Annotated in this window: 12 protein-coding genes; 8 read left to right on the forward strand and 4 right to left on the reverse strand. The window is 41.8% G+C overall.

Going from position 1 to position 22,560, the window contains the following annotated elements; all coding sequences use genetic code 11:
- The first annotated feature begins 36 nt into the window (after window positions 1–36).
- From KEM09_RS18095 to KEM09_RS18115, 5 genes are all read left to right on the forward strand, one after another.
- A complete protein-coding gene (locus KEM09_RS18095) occupies window positions 37–720 on the forward strand; it encodes a Crp/Fnr family transcriptional regulator (RefSeq protein ID WP_212230452.1) in 684 nt (227 codons plus the stop codon).
- 141 nt (window positions 721–861) lie between these two features.
- A complete protein-coding gene (locus tag KEM09_RS18100; RefSeq protein ID WP_212230453.1) occupies window positions 862–1,842 on the forward strand; it encodes a FecR family protein in 981 nt (326 codons plus the stop codon).
- 93 nt (window positions 1,843–1,935) lie between these two features.
- The gene (locus KEM09_RS18105) at window positions 1,936–5,433 is read left to right on the forward strand and encodes a TonB-dependent receptor (protein WP_212230454.1); all 3,498 of its coding nucleotides are present in this window, start codon (window positions 1,936–1,938) and stop codon (window positions 5,431–5,433) included.
- A gap of 11 nt (window positions 5,434–5,444) precedes the next feature.
- The gene (locus KEM09_RS18110; protein ID WP_212230456.1) at window positions 5,445–6,956 is read left to right on the forward strand and encodes a RagB/SusD family nutrient uptake outer membrane protein; all 1,512 of its coding nucleotides are present in this window, start codon (window positions 5,445–5,447) and stop codon (window positions 6,954–6,956) included.
- 191 nt (window positions 6,957–7,147) lie between these two features.
- Window positions 7,148–8,275, forward strand: a complete 1,128-nt coding sequence (locus KEM09_RS18115; RefSeq protein WP_212230458.1) for a metallophosphoesterase family protein — start codon at window positions 7,148–7,150, stop codon at window positions 8,273–8,275.
- Between the two features lie 53 nt (window positions 8,276–8,328).
- On the opposite strand, the gene KEM09_RS18120 is transcribed toward KEM09_RS18115, so the two are convergent.
- The 3 genes from KEM09_RS18120 to KEM09_RS18130 form a co-directional block, all read right to left on the reverse strand.
- Window positions 8,329–10,377, reverse strand: coding sequence for a tetratricopeptide repeat-containing sensor histidine kinase (locus KEM09_RS18120; RefSeq protein ID WP_212230459.1), 2,049 nt, complete (start codon window positions 10,375–10,377; stop codon window positions 8,329–8,331).
- 84 nt (window positions 10,378–10,461) lie between these two features.
- Entirely contained in the window at window positions 10,462–12,504 is a 2,043-nt protein-coding gene (locus tag KEM09_RS18125) for an ATP-binding protein (RefSeq protein ID WP_212230460.1), read from the reverse strand.
- Between the two features lie 12 nt (window positions 12,505–12,516).
- Window positions 12,517–12,897 carry a hypothetical protein gene (locus tag KEM09_RS18130; RefSeq protein WP_212230461.1) on the reverse strand — a complete coding sequence of 127 codons (381 nt, stop codon included), beginning with the start codon at window positions 12,895–12,897 and terminating at the stop codon, window positions 12,517–12,519.
- A 247-nt stretch (window positions 12,898–13,144) separates the two neighbouring features.
- Here KEM09_RS18130 and zupT point away from each other — a divergent pair, with 247 nt between their 5' ends.
- The 3 genes from zupT to nth all read left to right on the forward strand — a co-directional run bounded on the left by zupT (window position 13,145) and on the right by nth (window position 17,498).
- The gene (gene zupT / locus KEM09_RS18135; RefSeq protein WP_212230462.1) at window positions 13,145–13,966 is read left to right on the forward strand and encodes a zinc transporter ZupT; all 822 of its coding nucleotides are present in this window, start codon (window positions 13,145–13,147) and stop codon (window positions 13,964–13,966) included.
- 162 nt (window positions 13,967–14,128) lie between these two features.
- On the forward strand, window positions 14,129–16,462 hold the full coding sequence (locus tag KEM09_RS18140) for a TonB-dependent receptor (RefSeq protein WP_212230463.1): 2,334 nt from the start codon (window positions 14,129–14,131) through the stop codon (window positions 16,460–16,462).
- 385 nt (window positions 16,463–16,847) lie between these two features.
- On the forward strand, window positions 16,848–17,498 hold the full coding sequence (gene nth, locus KEM09_RS18145) for an endonuclease III (RefSeq protein ID WP_212230464.1): 651 nt from the start codon (window positions 16,848–16,850) through the stop codon (window positions 17,496–17,498).
- Between the two features lie 428 nt (window positions 17,499–17,926).
- Here the strand turns inward: nth and KEM09_RS18150 are convergent, their stop codons facing one another.
- Entirely contained in the window at window positions 17,927–22,117 is a 4,191-nt protein-coding gene (locus KEM09_RS18150; RefSeq protein ID WP_212230466.1) for a hybrid sensor histidine kinase/response regulator transcription factor, read from the reverse strand.
- Between the last annotated feature and the right edge of the window lie 443 nt (window positions 22,118–22,560).

A 22,560-nucleotide genomic window follows, 5' to 3' on the forward strand; every position in this document is an offset into this window, starting at 1 on the left:
CTTGTTTTTCAATGAACTGTAAATGAGATGAAACACATGAATGTAACAGCAACTGCACTTCAGTCATTTAATATCTTTAATTCATTAACAACGGAAGAATTAGATTACTTGACCGAGAATATAATTTGCAGAGAAGTAAATGTAAATACAACTTTATATGAAGAACATTGCCACATAAGCAGTTTAACATTGTTATTAGATGGCATTATACAACAATCAAAAATGGGTCCCAGGGGAAGAAATGTAATTATTCGCTATGCCAAAGCAGGCGAAATTGTAGGTTTCCGCTCAATGATGACCAACGAACTAGCCTGCACTACTACAAAAACCATCACTAAAGCCAAGATTGGACTTATTAATAAGGACTGCTTACTAAATATTTTGTACTCCAATTCGCAAGTTTGGCTAAAGCTGATTAGGCATGCATGCGGCGAATTAGATCAAACACAACATTCTATTGTTAACCTTACTCAAAAACAGATTAGAGGCAGGGTAGCCATTGGTTTGCTATACCTTAAAAACACATTTGGATTAGACGAGGACCGCCTTCTTAATATATCTATCTCACGAAAAGACTTTGCAGGTCTGATTGGTGCGGCACCAGAGTCTGCTGTACGGATGTTAGCTGAATTCAAAGACATCCGGATTATTGACTTTATTGGTAAAAAAATTCGCATAAATAAAATGGAAACTTTACTAAAATACAGTAGAATTTGCTAATTACAGTAACAGTGCATACCTGAACAACAAACGATTACAACCACATAGATGCTCATTTGAAGAAATCATCAGTTAAATTTGTAGTAGAATGTAGGGTATTTAATCCGCTACCTGTCTTAGTTAACGAAGAAGAGAAACACAATGGATAAAAACACCATTTGGCAGCTGATAACCAAACAGCTGCCGACCGACAAAGAAAAGCAGGTTTGGGACGAAATCGTGCAATCACCCGAACTGTTGACAACTTATAAAGACCTGAAAAGAACATGGTCCCTTTCTGGTAGCCAGCCGCAATTTTCTGATGAGCAGCTTGAACAACGTTATTCACAATTCAAAAACAGGTATCAGAAACCAAGTATTGGCACTAAATTTCTTAGGCAATTTGCAGGATATGCTGCAGCCATTATAATTGCTTTTGCTGCTTCGTATGCCTTGTGGCATATTTCCGATAAAAGTAAGCCCATTACTAATCAGGTTATGCATTTCGAAGCCGGACAAGGCAGTATAAACAGTTTTGTATTAGCTGATGGTTCCATTATCTGGCTCAACTCTAATAGTTCTATTGATATAGTAAGCATTGCTGATAATTCAGTGGAAGTAAACCTGACTGGTGAAGCATTATTTGATATTATCCACGACGATAAGCGCCGCTTTATAGTGAATGTCCGCAACTTAATTATCGAAGATCTAGGCACGCGTTTTACCGTACGTAACTATAACAACGATAATGAAATAACTGCGACCCTGATTGATGGAGAAATAGCTGTAAAAGATAGTGCGCATCTACTGAGCCAGGTATTAGCACCTGGTCAAAAACTGAGTTATTCCATCGATGATGGCACTTATACGATTAACACTATTGACACTACTTATACAGGCAAATGGACCGAAGAAAAGTTTGAGTTTGTTAATAAAACATTAGGTGATATTGCCAGGGATTTGGAAAATTGGTATGGTGTCACCATCACTTTTAAAGACGATAAGCTAAAGCAGGAGCGCTTCACAGGGGTTATACAGAAAAGCACCTCTATTGAGAACGTGCTGGATATCATTACCTATCCGGCAGGTATTAAATACAGTATTAACGCATCTAAAAACACGAAAGAAATAATGATCCACTAAAAAAGCAGCAGCCAGGTGGAAGCGGCTACTGCTTAAGATTTTACGAAACTGCTCTAACAGTTTCATAATGTTTAATAATAACATCACAAATTTATGAAAAAAAAGCAAACAGAGCCCAGGTGGGATCACCTTGGCATTGGAAAAATTCTACGCATCATGAAAATCATGTTCGTTCTGATGGTCGCATTTGGCTTATCGGTATCAGCAACTGGATTCAGCCAAAACAATAAGCTGACATTACGTTTGAAAAATGCCACGCTTCTTGAGATATTCAAAGAAATTGAAGCCAATACCGACTTAGGATTCTTGTATAAGGACGATCAGATTGATCAGAACAAAACTTATTCGATCAATGCTACTAATCAGGATATTCATGAGGTATTGACTCAAGTACTTAACGAGGCTGACTACACATTTACTATTATCGAAAACAATGTGGTCATTACCAAAGTAACCAATACAGCCAAAACAACTGTAGTGCAACAGCGTATGACTGTAACTGGTCAGGTAGTAGATGCCAATGGCGAACCTTTGCCTGGTGTCAATGTTTATGACAAATCCAATCCGCAAAACGGAGTAATAACAGGCATTGACGGCAGCTACACCATAACTGTTGATAATGCTGATGCCTCGCTGATGTTCTCCTTCATAGGTTTTGAAGATCAGGAAGTACAAATAGCCGGTCGCTCACAGGTTAATATAACACTACTGGAAGAACAAATAGGACTGGAAGAAGTAGTTGTAACAGGTTACGGAACCATTACCAAAGAAGCTTATACCGGTTCGGCAGCCGTTGTAAGCGCCAAAAAAATCGAGGAACGCCCGGTGGCCTCATTCCAGGATGTATTAAGAGGTAACTCGCCTGGTACAATTGTTACAGGAACTGGTCAGCCAGGTGCTATGAACACCGTTCGATTAAGAGGTATCAGTTCAATGAATGCCTCCAATGCGCCCCTGTATGTAATTGATGGCGTTATTATGGATGTATCAAATATGTCCGGAAGTTCTGACTATGCAACCAACCCGCTTAACTCCATTAACCCTTCCGACATTAAGTCGATGACTATTTTAAAAGATGCTGCTTCTGCATCATTATATGGTTCAAGGGGAGCCAACGGTGTGATTGTTATCACCACCAAGCAGGGCCGAAATACCGACAAACCACAGTACAGTGTTGATGTACAAATGGGTGTATCGCAAATATTTAATGCCAGCAAACCCGATTTGGTGAACAAAGATGAGTTTATGGAGTTATGGCTGGAAGGCGAAATGCACTATCAGGTAAGACGCAAAACCGGTTATGATGATTTCTTTAGTGAGATAAAGAATTTGTATGCTGATAAGGAAGGTTACGAAGTGAGTGGCCGCAATTTCTACGAATGGCAGAACTATGCCAAAGAACAGTTTAACAGTCACTTTGCAATATACAGTCCTAACAACGATGATTATTACGACGAGTTCTTTGATGAGGATGGTAATCCGGGTGCCGACTACAATAAATTGTCCAATACCAATTGGTTTGATGAAGTAACCCGTGTGGCCCCATTCCAGAAATACAATGTATCAACCAATGGTGGTAACGCGCATTTTAACTACTACGCATCATTGGAATACTTCAATCAGGAAGGTATTATTATTGGTAGTGGCCTGGAGCGTTACTCCCTAAGAACTAACCTGTCATCGAAACCCAAAGGCGCCTTATTCCATTGGGGCATTAACAGTATGGTATCATACAGCGACCAGAGCGGACCGCGAGCCAATGCCTATGGTTATGCCATGCCACAATATACTGCACTGGCCATTGCACCCGTTGCACCGGTTTACCTCGAAGATGGCTCGTACAATCTGAGCCTGCCTAAAGGGGTTAACAATAACCAAAACCCAGTGGCAGTAGCTAATGAAAACTATTACCTGCGCCCTCAAACCAAGATCATCACTTCAGGTTGGATTCAGCTGAATTTCACCGATTGGTTAAATGTTAACAGCCGGACGAACCTTGATTACACGCATGCCCGTCGTCGCAATTGGTATAACAAAGATTTCGGAGATGGTAAGTCGGACAACGGTTCACTTTATGAACGCGATGCCCGTAGCAGGAAAATTAGTAACACCACCTTGCTTAATTTCAACAAAACGCTTAACGATGTGCATAGTATAACCGCCTATGCCGGTACCGAAGTGGAAGATTTACGCTACCAATATACAGGTGCAACAGGTATTAATTTCCCGACCAACAAAACACCTTATTTAAGTGCTGCGGCAACGCCCGAGAGTGTTTTTGGTTCAGGCCATGAATACGGCATGTTCTCCATCCTTTCTCAAGTTAACTATGTGTACAATGGTAAATATTATGCATCAGCATCATTCAGAACTGATGAGTCATCGCGTTTTTCACCAGAAAATCGTCGTGGCAGCTTCTGGTCATTATCCGGAGCATGGCGCATTTCTGATGAAGCATTCTTAAGCGATGTTTCGTTCCTCGATAACCTGAAGTTGAAAGCAAGTATTGGTACCAACGGTACGCTTCCTTCTGAATTATATGCCTGGCAATCGGTTTATTCGTTTGGCTACGACTACAAAGAAACCCCGGGAGCTACACCTCCAAGCATTGCCAACAGCGATCTGACTTGGGAGGAAAACCAGGTGTATAACATTGGTTTTGAATCGCGTTGGTTTAACCGTATCAATTTTAACCTGGAATATTACAACCGCGAAACAAAGAACCTGTTGCAAGACCTGCCTATTTCAGGAACAGCAGGCTTCTCATCTATGCTAATCAACTCTAACGCCAGTTTAACTAACCAGGGAATCGAGGTGGATGTGAATGCTGATATTATTCGCAATTCTGATTTCAATTGGAATATTAATGTAAACGCAGCCACACTTAAAAACAGATTCTCAGGACTGGATAACGATATTATTGGCTCTACTCAAATTCAGCGCAACGGCGAAAGCTACTACAGCTGGTACATGCCCGAGTGGGCTGGTGTCGACCCTGAAACAGGTGAGCAACAATGGTATGGTAGTGATGAAGATGGCAATGAAATAATTGTAAAAGACTACGACGATGCTGAACGCCGCATCCTAGGGACAGCATTGCCTAAAGTAACCGGAGGTATTTCATCTTCTTTCAGCTGGAAAGGTATAGATCTTAGCTTCCTGTTTACCTACGGCATGGGCCACCACGTGATGGATTATACCGGAAGAACCGCCACCAAGAACGATGGTTACCGCGACTACAGAGGTATCGAACGCAGCCAGCTGGACCGATGGACGCCTGACAACACCAGTGGAACAAACCCTATCCGCGTTAACTCATCAGGCACCTGGAACCGCTATCGTTCGTCAAGGTATGTATACAAAGGCGACTACCTGAAACTGAAAAATATAAAACTACAATACACCATTCCTGTGTCAATCACTCAAAAGCTGAAGTTACGCAGCGCTAGTGTATTTGCCCAAGCCGAAAACTTATGGGTAGCCACAGAATTAGATGGTTTTGATCCTGAAATTTCCTTAAGTGGATTCAGAGATGCCGACCAGTATCCAACCGCTACAACCTATACGTTTGGTGTAAAGCTTAACTTTTAATACGCAACAACATGAAAAATAAAATATTAATATTCACATTAGTGATGGCCCTATTCGCCGGATGCGATGATGTACTTGACAAGGAACCTCTTACATCGATACCTGACCTTGACATGTTTACCGATACAGAAGGGGCTCAGCAAGCTTTAAATGGTATCTATAACGAGATATCTGATGAAGACTATTACGGGCGTTTGATGTATGCTTTCGAAGGCTCCAAAGGACCTGATTTTTATGTGGAAGATACAGGTAACCGCTTCCAGGAGGAAAATGGCTATCGCGAATCATCCACATTGGATGCTTATGCCGATGCTGCCTGGGAAAGAATTTACAGCTCCATCTTCCTTTGTAACAAAATGCTATCTAATATCGATAATGCAGAAGGTGAAGCCGATGAGCTTAAACGACTAAAGGGAGAAGCCTTGGCCCTTAGGGGATTAGCCTACTTCGATTTAATGCGTTTATTTGCTTATCCACCCACCTTCTCCATCGCAGGTGGCGATAACTACAACGATATGTACAAATGGGGAGTACCTTTATTACTATCTCAGGAAGATAATAGTGCTGCATCTATTAATCCGCCTACACGTGAGGAAGCAATCGATTGCTATATACAAATACTTAGTGATCTGAATGAAGCGGCTCAGTTGCTAAACGGCATCTCAGCCAGTGACGGAACTATTTCTTATCAGGCGGTTAATGCACTACTTGCCCGTACCTACTTATACATGGGTCAATGGGATAATGCCATTGCTGCCGGAGAAAAAGCACTTGGTGGATCTTCTATGTTAGCTTACGACAACTATACAACTTCATACTATAGTGCTTATAACAGTGAAAGCATCTGGGAACTTCAGTATTCGTTGGCCGATAATCTTGGGTCTAATTCGCTCAATCATCTGACTCGTAATCCAACCATAGATATTCCAGGCGATCCTAATGACGGGAAAATTGCTGATGACAAAATTGGTTACGCCGGTTACGGAGGCAATGTGTACCTGAGAGAAGTATTAAACGAAGTAGATGGCGACGTACGTCAGTACCTGATTTGTGATAATGAACTGGGTGACGACACCGGTATTCGCAAATACATTGGTGACGGCAATCACTCGGTGCACAACATCTACATGGTTCGCCTGCCCGAGGTATATCTTACTCTGGCCGAATCCTATGCGGAGCAAGGTACAAATATGACAAAGGCCGCTGAATACATGAATTACGTGTATGAAGCCCGCACCAATGTTGTGTACACAGCACCGGCAACCACTGAATTGTTGATTGCTGATATTTTAAAAGAACGCCGCAAAGAACTGGTGTTGGAAGGACATACATTTTGGGATCATTTCCGCCGCGCCATTCCGTTCCAACGCGAAGCTGAAGGTAACGTAAGTAATGATGTGGCTTATATCGATTATACGCAGCCTCAAGTGGTTTACCCCATTCCAATGAACGAAATGGAGGCTAATCCAAACATCAGAAACCAGCAAAATCCGGGTTATGCACCGTATACAGGTGGACAGTAGAGTCATATTTTTCTAAAGGTTTAGTTAATTAATGCCTGCATAACAAGGATTATATGCCGAAGAAGCAATAGTGTGACGCGCTTCTTCGGCATTTTTTAGTTAGTCAAACACTCTACCTTCAGCTTTCATGCCCTTTAAAGCTTAACTATTTGAAACATTGATTGTATTTTAGTTGAAAAATTTATTTACCCATGAGCAAAACAACACGCATTAGGCTTATCATCGTAGCCATAGTTGCATCAGCTATTGTGCTTACCGTCAAGTTCTGGCCCAAAGCTACCAAGCCTGCATTAGAAGTGAATTTGCAAAACACAACCGGCATCAGCGACGGCCCCTATATCTTCCTGAATAAGGAGGATGCCCAAGTAAAATGGGTCATTAACGACTCTGCTTACACCCACACTTTATTGGCATCCGATGATATACGCATTAATTCCGATGTGGATTATACATTCAATATCGATGAGCTGACTACTTTACTTACAGCTGTCCCCGCCCAATTTTCAAATGTTGAAAACATAGCTGTACTAAGTGATATTCATGGTCAGTACGATCTGTTCATCAGACTGCTTAAAGCCAACCACATCATCGACGCAACAGGCAATTGGCATTTTAAAAAAGGCCACCTGGTGATTATTGGCGATGCCTTTGACCGGGGCGATAAAGTGACCGAAACCTTGTGGCACATTATCAAACTAAGCGAACAAGCCCATCAAGCAGGCGGAAGGGTACACTACCTGCTGGGCAACCATGATGTAATGGTTTTAAATGCCGACTTACGCTACATCAATGATAAATATACTGCGGTGGAGCAAGTAAGCCATCATAGCTACGACCAGCTTTTTGGCCCTCAAACCCTGATGGGCGAATGGCTGAGAGCCTGCCCTGTAGTACTTAAAATCAACGATATTGTATTTAACCATGCAGGCTTATCAATGGAGATGGTCAGGCATAATTTAAGCATCAAAGCTATCAATACCACCTTTGCAGAACAGGTAATAGATAATCACCGTGACAGTACACGTGCTAGTGAGCATTTGTCGCTGCTGGCACGTTCAAATGGCCCCATCTGGTACCGTGGCTACTTTAAAGACACCACTCTGACTAATACCCACATCGACTCCATTTTGAACCATTTTGAGGCGAATCAAATAGTGGTGGGCCACACATCCATGGAACAAATTGAGGTATTGTTTGACAAGCGCATATTGGCAGCTGACACATCCATAAAAAAGGGAGAAAATGGCGAATTGTTGCTGATAGAAGACGAACATTATTATAGAGCCGGATTAGATGGAGAGAAGCAGTTATTGTGGTAAAATGATTAAAGGCCTTTATGAAAGGCCTTTTTATTGCCTCATATTATTGATAGCTATCGATTTGAGTAAGCTATTTCTTTTGAAACTTTAGGGTTAAATGGAGCCTGAGCTACCGGCAAAACAAAGTAAACACGTGTACCAATGCCTTCTTCTGATTGCACCCAAATATTGCCACCATGTCGCTCCACAAACTCCTTACACAAAATGAGCCCTAATCCGGTGCCCTTGGCTGACACATCTGAACTGATATAATAGGCTTCTTTCTTACTAAACAACTGCTGTACTTCGCTGGCTGTCATGCCATGCCCCTGATCAACAACCGAAAATTGCACCCCTTCTTCAATAACTTCAGCACTAATCTCTATCAGGCTATTATGCGGTGAATGCTTAATGGAGTTAGAAACCAGGTTACGAATGATTGTTCGAAACATATTGATATCAATCTTCAACGATAAAGAGGCCTCAATATTGATGTCAAAACGAATGCCTTTGCTGTTAATTGACTGGTCGAGCAGCTCAATGGTTTTTGTTACAACCGGTAAAATGGGCGTCAACAGAGGTTTAAATGTTATTTCACCCCGCTGTGAATTGGCCCAGGTTAAAAGATTCTCCAATAAATAATAAGCACTACTGGACGACTCTCGTGCCGTATTGAGCAAATTAGTGATATCCTGCGGCTCCAGCTCAGGCAGCTCCATGTATAACTCAACCAGTTCCTTTAATCCGCCAACCGGCCCTCTCAAATCGTGCCCAATAACCGATAATATTCGGTCTTTAGAACTATTCAATGATTCCAGTCGCTTATTAATCGTCAATATCTGCTGTTGTTTCTCTTTAAGGCGTTTATCCGCCTCATTCAGCCTCATCCATTGCCGCTTCATATAGAAGCCGTTGAAAAGAAGGATAAGTACAAATACCACAACAATGGCAATTATCACCTTGAGATTGCCCAGCTTTTCCTGCTGCAATTCATCTTTTTGCTGCAACAGGGCTATGGCCTGATCACGCTTTTCTATCTCATAATCCTGCTCAATTTGCAACAACTTATCAGAAAAGGCAGCTTTATTGATCGAATCTTTAACCGCTACATATTCGTCAAATTCCCTGAGGGCGTTTTCAGGCTCACCCGCCAATATAAGGTACTGGGTATTGTTATAATTAAACGCAAGCATCTGGTCAGGTGGGATATTCAGCTTTTGAGCCAAATCTGTCATTAAAGAAGAATAAAAAGCCGCCTCATCCAGCTGCCTTGTTTGCACACTAATTCTGAATAAGTTCTGGTAGCTTGAAAAAATCCCCAGCGAATCACCCTCTTCTTGCTTAATGGCTATGGATTTATGCAGATACTCCTTCGCCTTAGCCCAGTCTTTCTTGTAAATATAAATAACGCCTAAATTATTATAGAGCGGCTTATATCGCTTTTTGTTATTACTTTTTTCCAGGCTCTTTTCCAAAACTGAGTAGTAGCTAATGGCCTCATCTGTTTTGCCTTGCTGATTATAAAAGTTGGCCACATTTAAATAAGCCATCTCTGATAAATTCACATCACCCAGCTCTTCGGTTCGCTTTAAAAGTTCATTATAATATTTTTCGGCTAGTTGATAATTACGTGATTTGGAGTAGTAATTAGCCACGCGGGTGATGCAATACACCTCTCCTTCAGGACTATTGGCTAATTTAAAAATATGGGCTGCCTCTTTGAATATACCAAGTGCTTCTTCCACCTTTTGCGCATCAAGAGCCCGTACACCCTTGTAAAAAACAGCCTCACCGAGACCTCTTTGACAGTTACTGGCTCTTAAGCGCTTTTCGGCCACCAAAAGAATGGAATCAATAACCTCTGCGTGCTTAATATATTTCTTGGCGAATTGTATATAGTAGGCCCCATTTCTAATACCATCTGCCGATTGTACTTTGGCTTCTAATGAGTCCAACTGATGCTGAAACGTTACATTCTTTCCAAAGCTTTTTACAAATAGTGCGGCTTCCTGTTTAGCTTGCAGGTAAACTGTGCTAAGCGAATCCTGCTCTGTAGCATGCGATACCGGAACAATATACCAAAAGGTAAGAATCAGTAGAAGGTAACCATATTTTGATGCCATAAGAAAACCTGTTTGAGCCAATAAGATCTATCAGCCTGTTTTTGTCGCATCAAAATACAAAATATTTTAATATGAGAAGACGTGTTATTGAGCAGCTGAAGATTGCAACTCGCCAACTTTAGCGGTAGAAACACCTTTTTGCGGAATACTAAACCATACCTGGGTGCCGATACCTTCTTCGGAATTAATCCAGATAGCACCTCCATGGCGCTCCACAAATTCCTTACAAAGAATCAGTCCCAGACCGGTGCCCTTGGCCGTAAGTTCAGAACCAATAAAATAGGTCTCTTTCTTTTTAAAGATACTTTTGGTTTCATCGGCTGTCATACCTTTACCCTGGTCGCAAATGCAGAACTTAACCTGTTTGCCGTCTTCAATCACCATGATTTTGATTAAACCATTATCGGGCGAATATTTTAGGGCGTTGGACACCAGGTTGCGGATAATGGTGCGAAGCATGTTCATATCCACCTGAATCACCAGTGCTTGCGGAATGTCATATTCGAAGCGAACGTTGCGCACATTAATCGAACGGTCTAACAGCTGCACGCTTTGCTTAATAAGTGGCGCCAATGGCGTAGCTACCGGGTTAAACACAATGTCTCCCCGCTGTGAGTTGGCCCAGCTCAGCAGGTTTTCGAGCAGGTGGTAGGTACTGGTGGATGATTCGCGTGCTGCCTTTAAAAGGTTCTTTATATCGTTGGGCTCATACTCGGGCAACTCCATATAAAGCTCAATCAGCTCTTTTAAACCGCCAACTGGCCCGCGTAAGTCGTGACCAATGACCGATAGGATCCGATCCTTAGCCAGGTTGGATACACGCAGCTGCTCGTTCATGCCGGTAATATCCTCCTTTTGACGCAACAGCCTGCGGCGCGACTGTGCCAATTCCTTGCGCTGACGATTGATTAAATAACCAACCAATATAAGTACCAATAAGAAACTACCGGTTACGGCTATTAAAATATTCTTAGTCTTGAGGCGGGCTTGATTAAGGTCATCTTCTTTTTGCAATAAGGCTATTTCCTGATCTTTCTCTTTTAAGTCAAAGCTCTTTTGCATTTCGATAAGCTTATCTGAGAAAGCGGAGTTGGTTCGTTGTTTCTCTGCTATAAAGTAGGTATTTAACGCCTGTAAAGTCTTTTCGCTATTGTTAGTTTTAGAATAAAACTTTATTTGATTATATAAGAAATCAACATATGTATCATAATCCGATGTGTCTTTTTCAAAATAGGTACTTAACTGTCTATTAATTTCTCTTGCCTCTGATAGTTGGTTTAAATTAATATAGTATCTTAATAAATTTTGTTTAGTTCTAACCACTCCTAGAGAATCATTAACTTCTTTTTTAATGAACAAACTTTTATTATAATACTTCAAGGCCTTATTCCATTGTTTTAGATTGACATATATAGATGCTAGATTGTTGTATATATTTGCTTTTCTTTTCTTTGATAAATTGTTTTCATAGTCACTTAAAATAGAGTGGTAGAGAACTTTGGCTTTATCTGCCTCTGCATTTGCAGCATAGAAGGCAGCATTATTAAGAAGAAATGATATTTTTAAACTTTCACGACTTACCTTATCTAAATAAGACTTACCGAGGTCAAGATATTGCTGAGCTTCAATAAAATTACTTTTTTGGGAGAAGAAAGTCGCTAGTTTTGAACAACAAAGAACAATTCCATCAAAAAAATCACATTGCTTGAAATCTGAAATTGCATTTTTATAATAAACTATTGATTCTTCATGTTTTTCGGTTGATGCTGCATTATTGCCATGGTAGTAATTGCAATAGCCAACACCTTTAGAAGCGTTTAAATCAATGAAGAATCCTTTTGCCAATAACAAACACGAATCTGATGCCAAATAATTACCCGCTTTTCTATAATTACTGGCAATGATTAGATACACACAACCTTTCTCGGTATCACTTCCGGCTTCAATGAGGCTATCTATCTTAGTTTGGTAAGTTTCTTCTCTAATTATCTCCTTTACATAGTTATAAGTAGCATCAAACTCTATCTTTTCTAAAGCGATGATGTTGATAACTATATAAAAAGTAAATAAAATAATAGCAAATGCCTTACGACATAAACGAATGTTATTTGCTGAATTGTAAGGCATTTGATATTTTATTTATGGTAAATCCTCTTCATCATCGTACTCAATAGTAACTCCTCCTTCATCACCCACAGGCTCCCTCAACACGGCCACATCTGCAGATTGTGCCACAACTACTGCACTTTTCACCTTCACATTGGCACCACGCTCCAGCAGGCCAACATCTTTCCGGTTGATGGTAAAATCAACATCAAAAGCTTTAAATGTAGAAGATGTACCAGTGTAGGTGATGGTTAATGGTCGGTAATATACATTATCGGCTACTTCTCCTTCGCCGGTTTTTGTAACGGTGCTGTCATCAGGCAGGTAAGATACCGTTCGCACAATAAATTGTTCTATTTTACCGTTAGTACCCTTAACGGTTTCCAGGTTTACATATGGAACTAATTCCTTCATATTGATTTAGGTTAAAAAATTACGAAATGCAATGTATAAAAAATTATACTGACTTGCTTTAATAATCGAATATTTTAATGCGATATTCCATTGTATTCGCGGCTATTTTCATACAGTTCATAAAAACCTGATTTCCTCAAAAACGACTCGCCACTCAAAAAACTTGGACGCATTAACAAATAACTATTAACTTTCGCCAAATTTAATAGGCAGCCGTAAACACAGCTGCGATTAGCGTTCACTCACTATGGATAATTTAGATTTTAACACTATACTTTTCGCGTTTGGTTTAACCTTGTTTGCCGGCCTCAGCACAGGTATTGGCAGTGCTATGGCCTTTTTTGCCAAGCGCACCAACACACGCTTTTTGGCCTTGTCACTTGGTTTTTCAGCTGGCGTAATGATTTATGTTTCCTTTGTAGAAATATTTATGAAGGCCAAAGACACCATGGTAGAAGCCTATGGTGAGATGCCCGGCACCTGGTACACGGTTATTGCCTTTTTTGGGGGCGTTTTGTTTATCGCCCTAATCGATAAATTTATTCCTTCGGCGGAGAACCCGCACGAACTACACTCCATTGAAGAAATGGGGAGCCAGCCCAAAGCCATTAAGGATAAAAAACTGATGCGCATGGGCCTGTTTACAGCTCTGGCCATCGGTATCCACAACTTTCCTGAGGGACTGGCCACTTTCACGGCCGCCTTGCAGGATCCCAACCTGGGTATTGCCATTGCTGTGGCCATTGCTATTCACAACATTCCCGAAGGCATCGCGGTATCGGTACCTGTTTTTTATGCCACCGGCAGTCGCCGTAAGGCATTCCGATTAAGCTTCCTCTCTGGTCTGTCAGAACCCATTGGAGCGCTTATCGGCTACCTGATATTAATGCCATTTATGACCCCCCTCACTTTTGGGGTAATATTTGCCGGAGTAGCAGGCATCATGGTATTTATTAGTCTGGATGAGCTGCTGCCATCGGCACGCGAATATGGTGAGCATCATTTATCGATTTATGGACTGTTTGCCGGCATGGCTGTAATGGCGGTAAGTTTACTAATGTTCTTATGATGGCTGTGCCTATTCAACAATAGGCTGGCTTATGCTTTGATGAAATCGCATAGAAGGTTTTTTGACAATCAATCATTGTTAATCTGATTCTTGTCACTTACTAAACTTTTCATGGGCTACAGCGTTGATAATTGGTAATCGTAATTATCAATTATCTTATCAATGAAAAAGTTTTTAAACCTACTATTCTTAACTCTGCTTTCAAATATTATTATTCAGGCTCAAAAAACAGACGCCAATATATTTGGAGATGTACAAGCTGAAGGCGAACACCTCCCTTTTGTTAGCGTCTACTTAAAAGATACACAATACGGCACCATGACAGACCTATCCGGTCATTACATGCTGACTAACCTGCCAGAAGGTGAACATATACTAGTGGCCAGCCTCATGGGCTATAAGCCGGTTGAAAAAAAGGTGAACATCACCAAAGGCCAGTCGCAGGAAATTAATTTTGTATTGGAAGAGCAGGTCATGTCGCTGGATGACATTGTTATTACCGGCACCAAAACCTTTAAGCGCAAAACCGAATCGGCCGTGGTGGTGAACGTGATGGAAGGAAAAAAGCTGGAGATGCTGCAGGCAGGAACCCTATCCGAAGGCTTGGCTTTTCAACCGGGCCTGCGCATGGAAACAGACTGTCAGACTTGTAACTACACACAATTGCGTATGAACGGACTGGGCGGTGCCTATTCGCAAATTCTGATTAACAGTCGCCCCGTATTCAGTCCACTCACTGGTTTATATGGTTTGGAGCAAATACCTACCAACATGATAGAGCGCATTGAAGTAGTGCGTGGTGGCGGCTCAGCCCTTTATGGCGCAGGAGCTGTTGGAGGAACAGTTAATGTGATTACCAAAGTACCTGAGTCGAGCAGTTTTTCGGCATCCACCACTCAATCGGTCATCAACGGCGATGCCAGCGACAGCCAGGTATTTGCTAATGCAGGCATTCTATCGGATCGTAAAAATGCCGGATTAACGCTGTTTGCCACCAACCGCAACCGCGAGTCATACGATCATAACGGCGATGGCTTTAGCGAGCTGCCTAAGCTCAAAAATAATTCCTTTGGCTTCACATCATTTTTATTACCAGCCCCTAACCATAAACTAGAGGCCAGCTTCTCGAGCATGTATGAGTACCGCCGGGGTGGCGACCGCGAAGATTTGCCTGCCTTTCTGGCTGAGCAAACCGAGGAACGTACGCATAATGTATTGATGGGTGGATTAGATTACAGTTTTTCGTTTAATGATAACCAATCTTCACTGGATGTGTATGTGGCCGGGCAAAAAACCGATCGCGACCACTATACCGGCATTAAACCAGAAGCTGATGAACCGGGTTATCAGGAGCACCTGGAGAATCCGCCCTACGGCTTAACTGAAAATGAAACCTATATGGGAGGCGTGCAGCTCAACCATATGTTACCCGACTTTTTTGGCGGTAAAAACAACCTCACCTTTGGCAGTGAATACAACTATGATATGGTGGTGGATGAGATAAAGGCATATGACTATCTGCTTGACCAAACCACCCGTAATGTGGGTGCCTATATCCAGAGTGACTGGGAGCTGGCTAAAAAATGGAACTTACTAACCGGTGTCAGAACCGATAAGCACAACATGGTGGATAAACTCATATTCAGTCCGCGAGTATCGCTGCTGTATAAGCAAAACGGCATGCAGTTGCGAGGCAGCTGGTCAACGGGCTTCAGAGCGCCGCAAGCCTTTGACTCGGATATGCACATTGCCTTTGCCGGTGGTGGTATCCAACGCATACAGCTGGCCGATGACCTGGAAGAGGAGCGCTCACAAAGCTGGAGCGCCTCCATCAACTATGACAAACCAACCGAGAAATACATCTGGGGCATTACACTCGAAGGTTTTCACACCACCCTGTACGATGCGTTTATTCTGGAAGAAAACGGGACGGATAGCCAAGGCAATGTGATACTTGAGAAACGCAATGGCAGTAACTCAACTGTGAAAGGGATAACACTTGAAGGACGCGCCAATTATAATAAACTATGGCAACTCGAGGCTGGATACACTATTCAGTCCAGTAAGTTCGACGAAGTTGTGCAATGGTCAGAAAGCATTGAAGGTACTAAAGACTACCTGCGCACACCGGAGCAATACGGCTACTACACGCTTACCTATAACCCGGTGTGGGGCATTAAAGCCGCTTTGTCGGGTGTTTACACCGGCTCAATGCTGGTACCTCACTTCGGTGCCGGCGAAGCTGATGGCACGGGTAACCCAATTAACGATGAACTGGTTAAATCAGATCCCTTTATGGAGACCAACATCAAACTGAGCTATGCACTTGATTGGCGATATGTTGGCGTTGGCATTGAGTTGTTTGGTGGTGTTCAGAACCTGTTTAATGCCTATCAGGATGATTTTGACAAGGGTAAAAACCGCGACAGTAACTATGTGTATGGCCCTGCTCGTCCACGCACCATCTATTTTGGCCTTAAACTCATGAATCTTTAGAGGATAATTTGCTGACCTTGGTCAGAATGCTTCTGACCTAAGGGATCATCCTGATGACCTTGGGAATAATGTTGCTGACCTCGGTCAGGATGCTTCTGACCTAAGGGATCATCCTGATGACCTCGGGGATAATGTTGCTGACCCTGGTCAGATTGTTTCTGACCAAAGGGATTATCCTGATGACCTCGGGGATAATGTTGCTGACCCTGGTCAGATTGTTCCTGACCTAAGGGATCATCCTGATGACCTCGGGGATAATGTTGCTGAACTTGGTGATGAATCTGATATCCTTAAGAACAGCCAATATCCCCAAAGGGATATATCCGCGCCCTTGGGGGATGAACAGAAAAAGATAACTTTACTGCCATTCAAAATCAATCTGAATATGCTAAAGAAAGAACGCTACAATAAAGTCATTGATTACTTCCAGGAACACATGCCCGTTGCCGAAACGGAATTGCATTATACCAACCCGTATGAGCTGCTGGTGGCCGTTATCCTATCAGCTCAGTGCACAGATAAACGGGTAAATATGCTAACCCCGGCTATTTTTGAACGCTACCCTAAACCAGAAGATATGGCCTTGGCTACACCCGAGGAAATATTTGAGTTGATCCGCTCGTGCAGCTACCCCAACAACAAAAGCAAGCACCTGGTAGGCATGGCTCAAATGCTGATTGAAGATTTTAAGGGAGTGGTGCCCGATGATATCAAAGAACTGCAGAAGCTGCCTGGCGTTGGCCGTAAAACAGCCAATGTCATAGCCTCGGTGGTGTACGAAAAACCTGCCATGGCCGTAGATACGCATGTGTTTAGGGTGGCAGCCCGTATTGGCTTAACCACCAACTCCAAAACACCATTAGATACCGAAAAACAGTTGGTCAAGTATTTCCCCGAAGAGCTATTGCCTATTGCCCATCACTGGCTGATACTGCACGGTCGCTATGTTTGCATTGCGCGAAAACCTAAATGCACCCGCTGTGGTTTAAAGGCCTTTTGCCGCTACTATGAAAAGGAAGTTTATAGCGAGAAATAATATTGAGAGCTATTAAAGAGTGCGTGCGAAAATGAAAAAAGATAATAATGTGAATCAATTGTTAAAACTTGCTGAATATAAACCTTCAACCCTTATCAGGGTTGTTTTCTCACCATATTCATAACCCCGCGCTTCGCACGGGGCTATTCTTGTTAATGCCCTACGGACATTTTTTATCCCGAAGGGATTTAATATTAATAACCATGGGGGCAACCCATGGTATATTGACACACTACAAAAAGAACCCCGGAGTGGGTTCAACGATTGATACGCATTAATAACAAACTTAATTCGTAAGAAAACACCTCTCCGCAATCCTCTCCATGAAGGAGAGGAAGTTATAACTTAGCAACAATATCATCCTTTACTCAAGATAGTTGCCTTTTTAAATAAAGACACCCTCTTATGAGCAGCCTTCATTCTTTTGCTTATTTCGTTAGTTCGCCACCTGATGCATCGCCTTTCTGAAACAGCGTTGGCGTAACACCAAACAAGCTCTTGAAGCTTTTTGAGAAATATTTAGGATCGTTAAATCCTACCTGGTAGGTTACTTCCGATACATTCAGTTCTCCTTGTTTCAACAGTTTTGCAGCCTGCTTCAGGCGGATGGTACGAATAAACTCACTGGTACTTTGCCCGGTCAGCTCACGCAGTTTCATATGCAGTAAAGTACGGCTCACATTCATCTTCTTCACCAGCTCCGATACGTTGAAATTGGCATCGGCCATATTCTCTTCCACTGTTTGGATAGCCCGGTTAACAAACTGCTGGTCGGTAGATGTAGTGGCAATTTCCTCCACAAAATCCCATTGCTCTTTAAAGCGTGCTTTCAGCAGCTGACGATTAGTTAGCAAATTCTGAATCTGCGATACCAGCAACTGTTTATCAAATGGCTTCACCACATAAGCATCGGCACCGGTCTCCAGCCCTTCTCGCTTCGAGTCAATATTATCCAGTGCAGTCAGCATAATAATCGGGATATGACTGGTAATAACATTCTTCCTAAGCTTGCCGCAAAAGGTGAATCCATCCATCTCGGGCATCATTACGTCGGTAATAATAATATCGGGTAAGGATGATGAGGCTTTTTCAAGACCTTCCACCCCATTGGCTGCTTCATCCACCCGGTAGTGCATTTTTAACACATTACACAAGTGGGCACGCAAGTCGGCCTGATCCTCAACCACCAACACCTTAGGCTTATCACCACTCTCGGTAACAATAGGTTGAGCCACCTCTGTTTTTACATCCTCAGTTCTATAGTCAGTTGTATCTTGTTGTTGCGATTCTTCAATGATTTCATCAGCATTAAACATCGCTTTATCTACACATAAATCGATGATGAACACTGTCCCAACCGGTTCATTATCCTCAATCCATATGGCTCCCTTATGCATGTCAACCAACTCTTTCACCAGCGATAATCCAACTCCCGTGCCAGCTCCACCTATACTTTGGTTTTGATCCGATTGGAAGAAACGCTCAAATATCCGCTCCTTATCTTTATCGGGTACGCCAGATCCTGTATCACTCACCTTGAGTTGCAGCTGTTTATTCTTCATCTGCAACATTTCTATTTTGATATGGCCACCTGATGGAGTGTATTTAAAGGCATTACTAAGCAAATTGAATATAATGGTCTCCAGCTTCTCCGAATCAAACCACACCATTAATGGTTTTGAGTCGATATGGCAATCAAAGTGTATGTGCTTCTGATCGGCAATGCCCTGAAACGATTCGGCAATGCGCTTAATAAAACTGGTAATATTTCGCTGGCGAATGCTGAGATGCATATTTCCCTGCGTTACTTTCCTGAAGTCCATCAGCTGATTAATCAAACGTAAAAGCCTGTCTGTATTGTTCTTCATCAGGTTCAGCTGACTGCGCGTGGCAGCAGACAAGGTACTATCGTGTTCCAGCATCTCTTGCAAAGGACCGTTAATGAGTGTCAACGGCGTTCTGAATTCGTGCGAGATATTCGTGAAGAAGCGTATTTTCATCTGATGCATCAGGGTTTCCTTTTCCCGTGCCATCTTCTCGCGCTTCAGTCGTTCACGCTCTTTAACCCTTAAAACAATCAAACGCTGAGTAAATACAAAACCTGCAATGAGTAATACAAAATAGCTCAGGTAAGCATACCATGTCTTATAAAATGGTGGCCTGATAATAATGGTTAACACTGCTTCCTCCGGATTCCATTCGCCGTCATTATTGGCGGCTTTTAATCTGAAAGTATACGTATTAGGCGACAAATTAGAGTATATTACTGAACGATGATCAGCATTGGTTACATTCCATTCTTCCTCCAATCCCTCTAGCTTGTACATGTAGCTGTTTTTATTCTGCTCGAAATACGAAAGGGCAGCAAACTCAATCTGAACCACATTCTCATTGTGTCTCAGCACAATCTCGCGCGTTAACGCAGTTGCCTGATTCAATATTATTCGGTTGTTAACCTCCACATTGGGCTTAATTTCCTTACCCGACAGACTAATCTTTCTGATAACCGGTTTGGCCGAATATGGATTACGATGCACACTATCGGGATAAAAAGCCCATATGCCATCATAAGTTGGCATAGCTACCAAGCCATCACCAAGCATCACTGTTTTGCCAGGGGTAAAGTAGTTACTTAAGAAACCACCTGGCATAAAATACGGTGTAATAACCCCCAGTTCGGTACTGAAGCGTGCCAGTCCCTGCAAGGTACCCAGCCACAAAGTTTGATCAGCCCCCTGGTATATCTGACTTACTGCCGACGATGGTAATCCATCTTTTTCCTTATACACCACATTCGTTCCTTTATCAGGATTGATACGGTGCAAACCTTTGGCTGTTCCCACCCAGATATCGCCATTGCCGGCATCTGCAATTACCAGGACCTGACGATCGGCTAAAGCAATATCCTTCGAGTCTTCATTGAAGTGATACAGAAGCTTGCCTCCTTCAAGGTTACCTTCAATGGAAAAACAGTATAATCCTTCAAACTCAGTGCCTACCCACAGCCTGTTTTGCGCATCAATATAATGCGCCATAAACTGCTCGCCTACATCAAATAGTGCTCCCCCATCTGGCTTTTCATACACAAACTGCTGATGGTTATTATCAAAAATATTAATGCCATTATTGGTAATTACCCAAAGGTGCCCATTCCATTCGAAAATATTAAGTATGTTATTGCCATTAATTTTATGAGGTGCCGGCTTGTACAAAGTATATTGCTTGAATGATGTCAGCACTCCATCTTCCAATACAATATGCATTAGGCCCTCTCCTTCGGTTCCTACCCATAAATGACCATTGGCATTTTTATATACAGCCGTTATATTTTTCTTAAACAGGTTAGGCGATTTCGTTGAATCGGCCAGAACTTCAGCAAATTCAAAACGGTTATTGGGTAATTTGTTGACTTCATAGAGGCCACTTTTGGTAGCCAGCATCAGCTCCTCGGCATCACTCAAAACAATTTGGTTAATGCGATTAAGCTCATCCGGATGATAAGTGTATTGCTCGTTCTTTATTTGAATGAAGTTATCTCGCTTCTTTGACATTTCAATAACACCACCTCCGAGCGTTCCGGCCCATACATTTCCTTGATTATCGGGATAGATAACTTTCACTTTATTCTTGAATAAGCTTTTTAGTGCATCTTCTCGCTCCTTGAAACGCATAAAAATACTTTGCCTTACAGATTCCCCTCTAACCAACTGATTAATACCTCCATCATAGGTACCAAGCCACAGATAACCATCCTCATCTTCGCACAACGAATAAACGTTGTTGTGACTGATAGAGGTTGAATCATTGGGATTATGAAGAAACGTGATAAAAGAATCATTTTCCCTGTCATAATAGTTGAGTCCATGCGCCCAGGTTCCAAACCATAAATCGCCTCGCCTGTCTTCATATATACTCATGATAGCTGGACTACTAATGGCCCCTTTTTTTTCTTCGGCATAATAGTTGATAAATTGGGAAGAACCGGCATCTAAGCGACTCAATCCGCCTTCGGTCGTTCCGGCCCAAAGGGTGCCATTGGCATCCTCCAATACTGAATACACATGTGGATAAATTAGACTTTTTTCATCTTCCGGATCATGCAAATAGTGAGTAACACTCACTATCGGCTTGTCATTATCAGCACCAATGGCAATATGATTGAGTCCGTTTTTTGTGCCTACCCAAAGGTGATTATTGCGCGATGGAGCAAAGCAAAACACTTCATTTGAAGTCAATCTAAAATTCTCATCATCCTGCACATCAATAAAAATCTCTTTTTGCAAATCAAAAATACTGATACCGCCTCCGTCAGTACCAATCCATAAGCGTCCATAAGCGTCTTCGTATAAAGCTCGTACAATATTAGCGGCTATTGAGTTGCTATTATTCGTCTCATTTCTATACACTTCAACACTATATCCATCGTAGCGGTGCAGCCCTTCTTCAGAACCAAACCACATAAAACCGTATGAGTCCTGCAGTATACAGTGTATATTGTTATCGGCCAGACCATCATTAGTAGTAATGTTAGTAGTAGTATAATTCGATAACTGTGCGGTAGTAATTATATGACTACAAAAGAGGGTGAAAAGCAAAAAAAAGCGAATACTTCTGTACATAGATATAAATGCTTTAATACAAATTGAGGTTAATGAGCTTACTTCTTGATTGTGGATAGGTTGTTACAAAAATAATACAATATTCATAAAGCCTGATTACTTTGAAGTTTTAATTAAACAGTTACTATCAACGGGCATTTGTTTAGAAATGAAGTCAACTATAATTATTACGGCAATATTTCTTTTAATTTGATATTTAACAATTCTTAACTGCATCAATTTGTAATATTTCAAATATTATTGCGACTTTTGCATCAAGGATTTTTCATAAAATTGGATTTAGTTAGCTGATTTAAGGGTAAGGACAGATTTTTCAATCTGTCCTTTTTCTTTGCCCTCAACTCTAACCTTTAACATGGTTTAACGATGATTGACACCTCTTCACTATATTAATCCTCATCTTTGTACTGTAGATTTTTTTTCATAGATTTTGGATTTAGTTA

The organism is Carboxylicivirga mesophila, from assembly GCF_018271975.1.
Taxonomy (GTDB): domain Bacteria; phylum Bacteroidota; class Bacteroidia; order Bacteroidales; family Marinilabiliaceae; genus Carboxylicivirga; species Carboxylicivirga mesophila.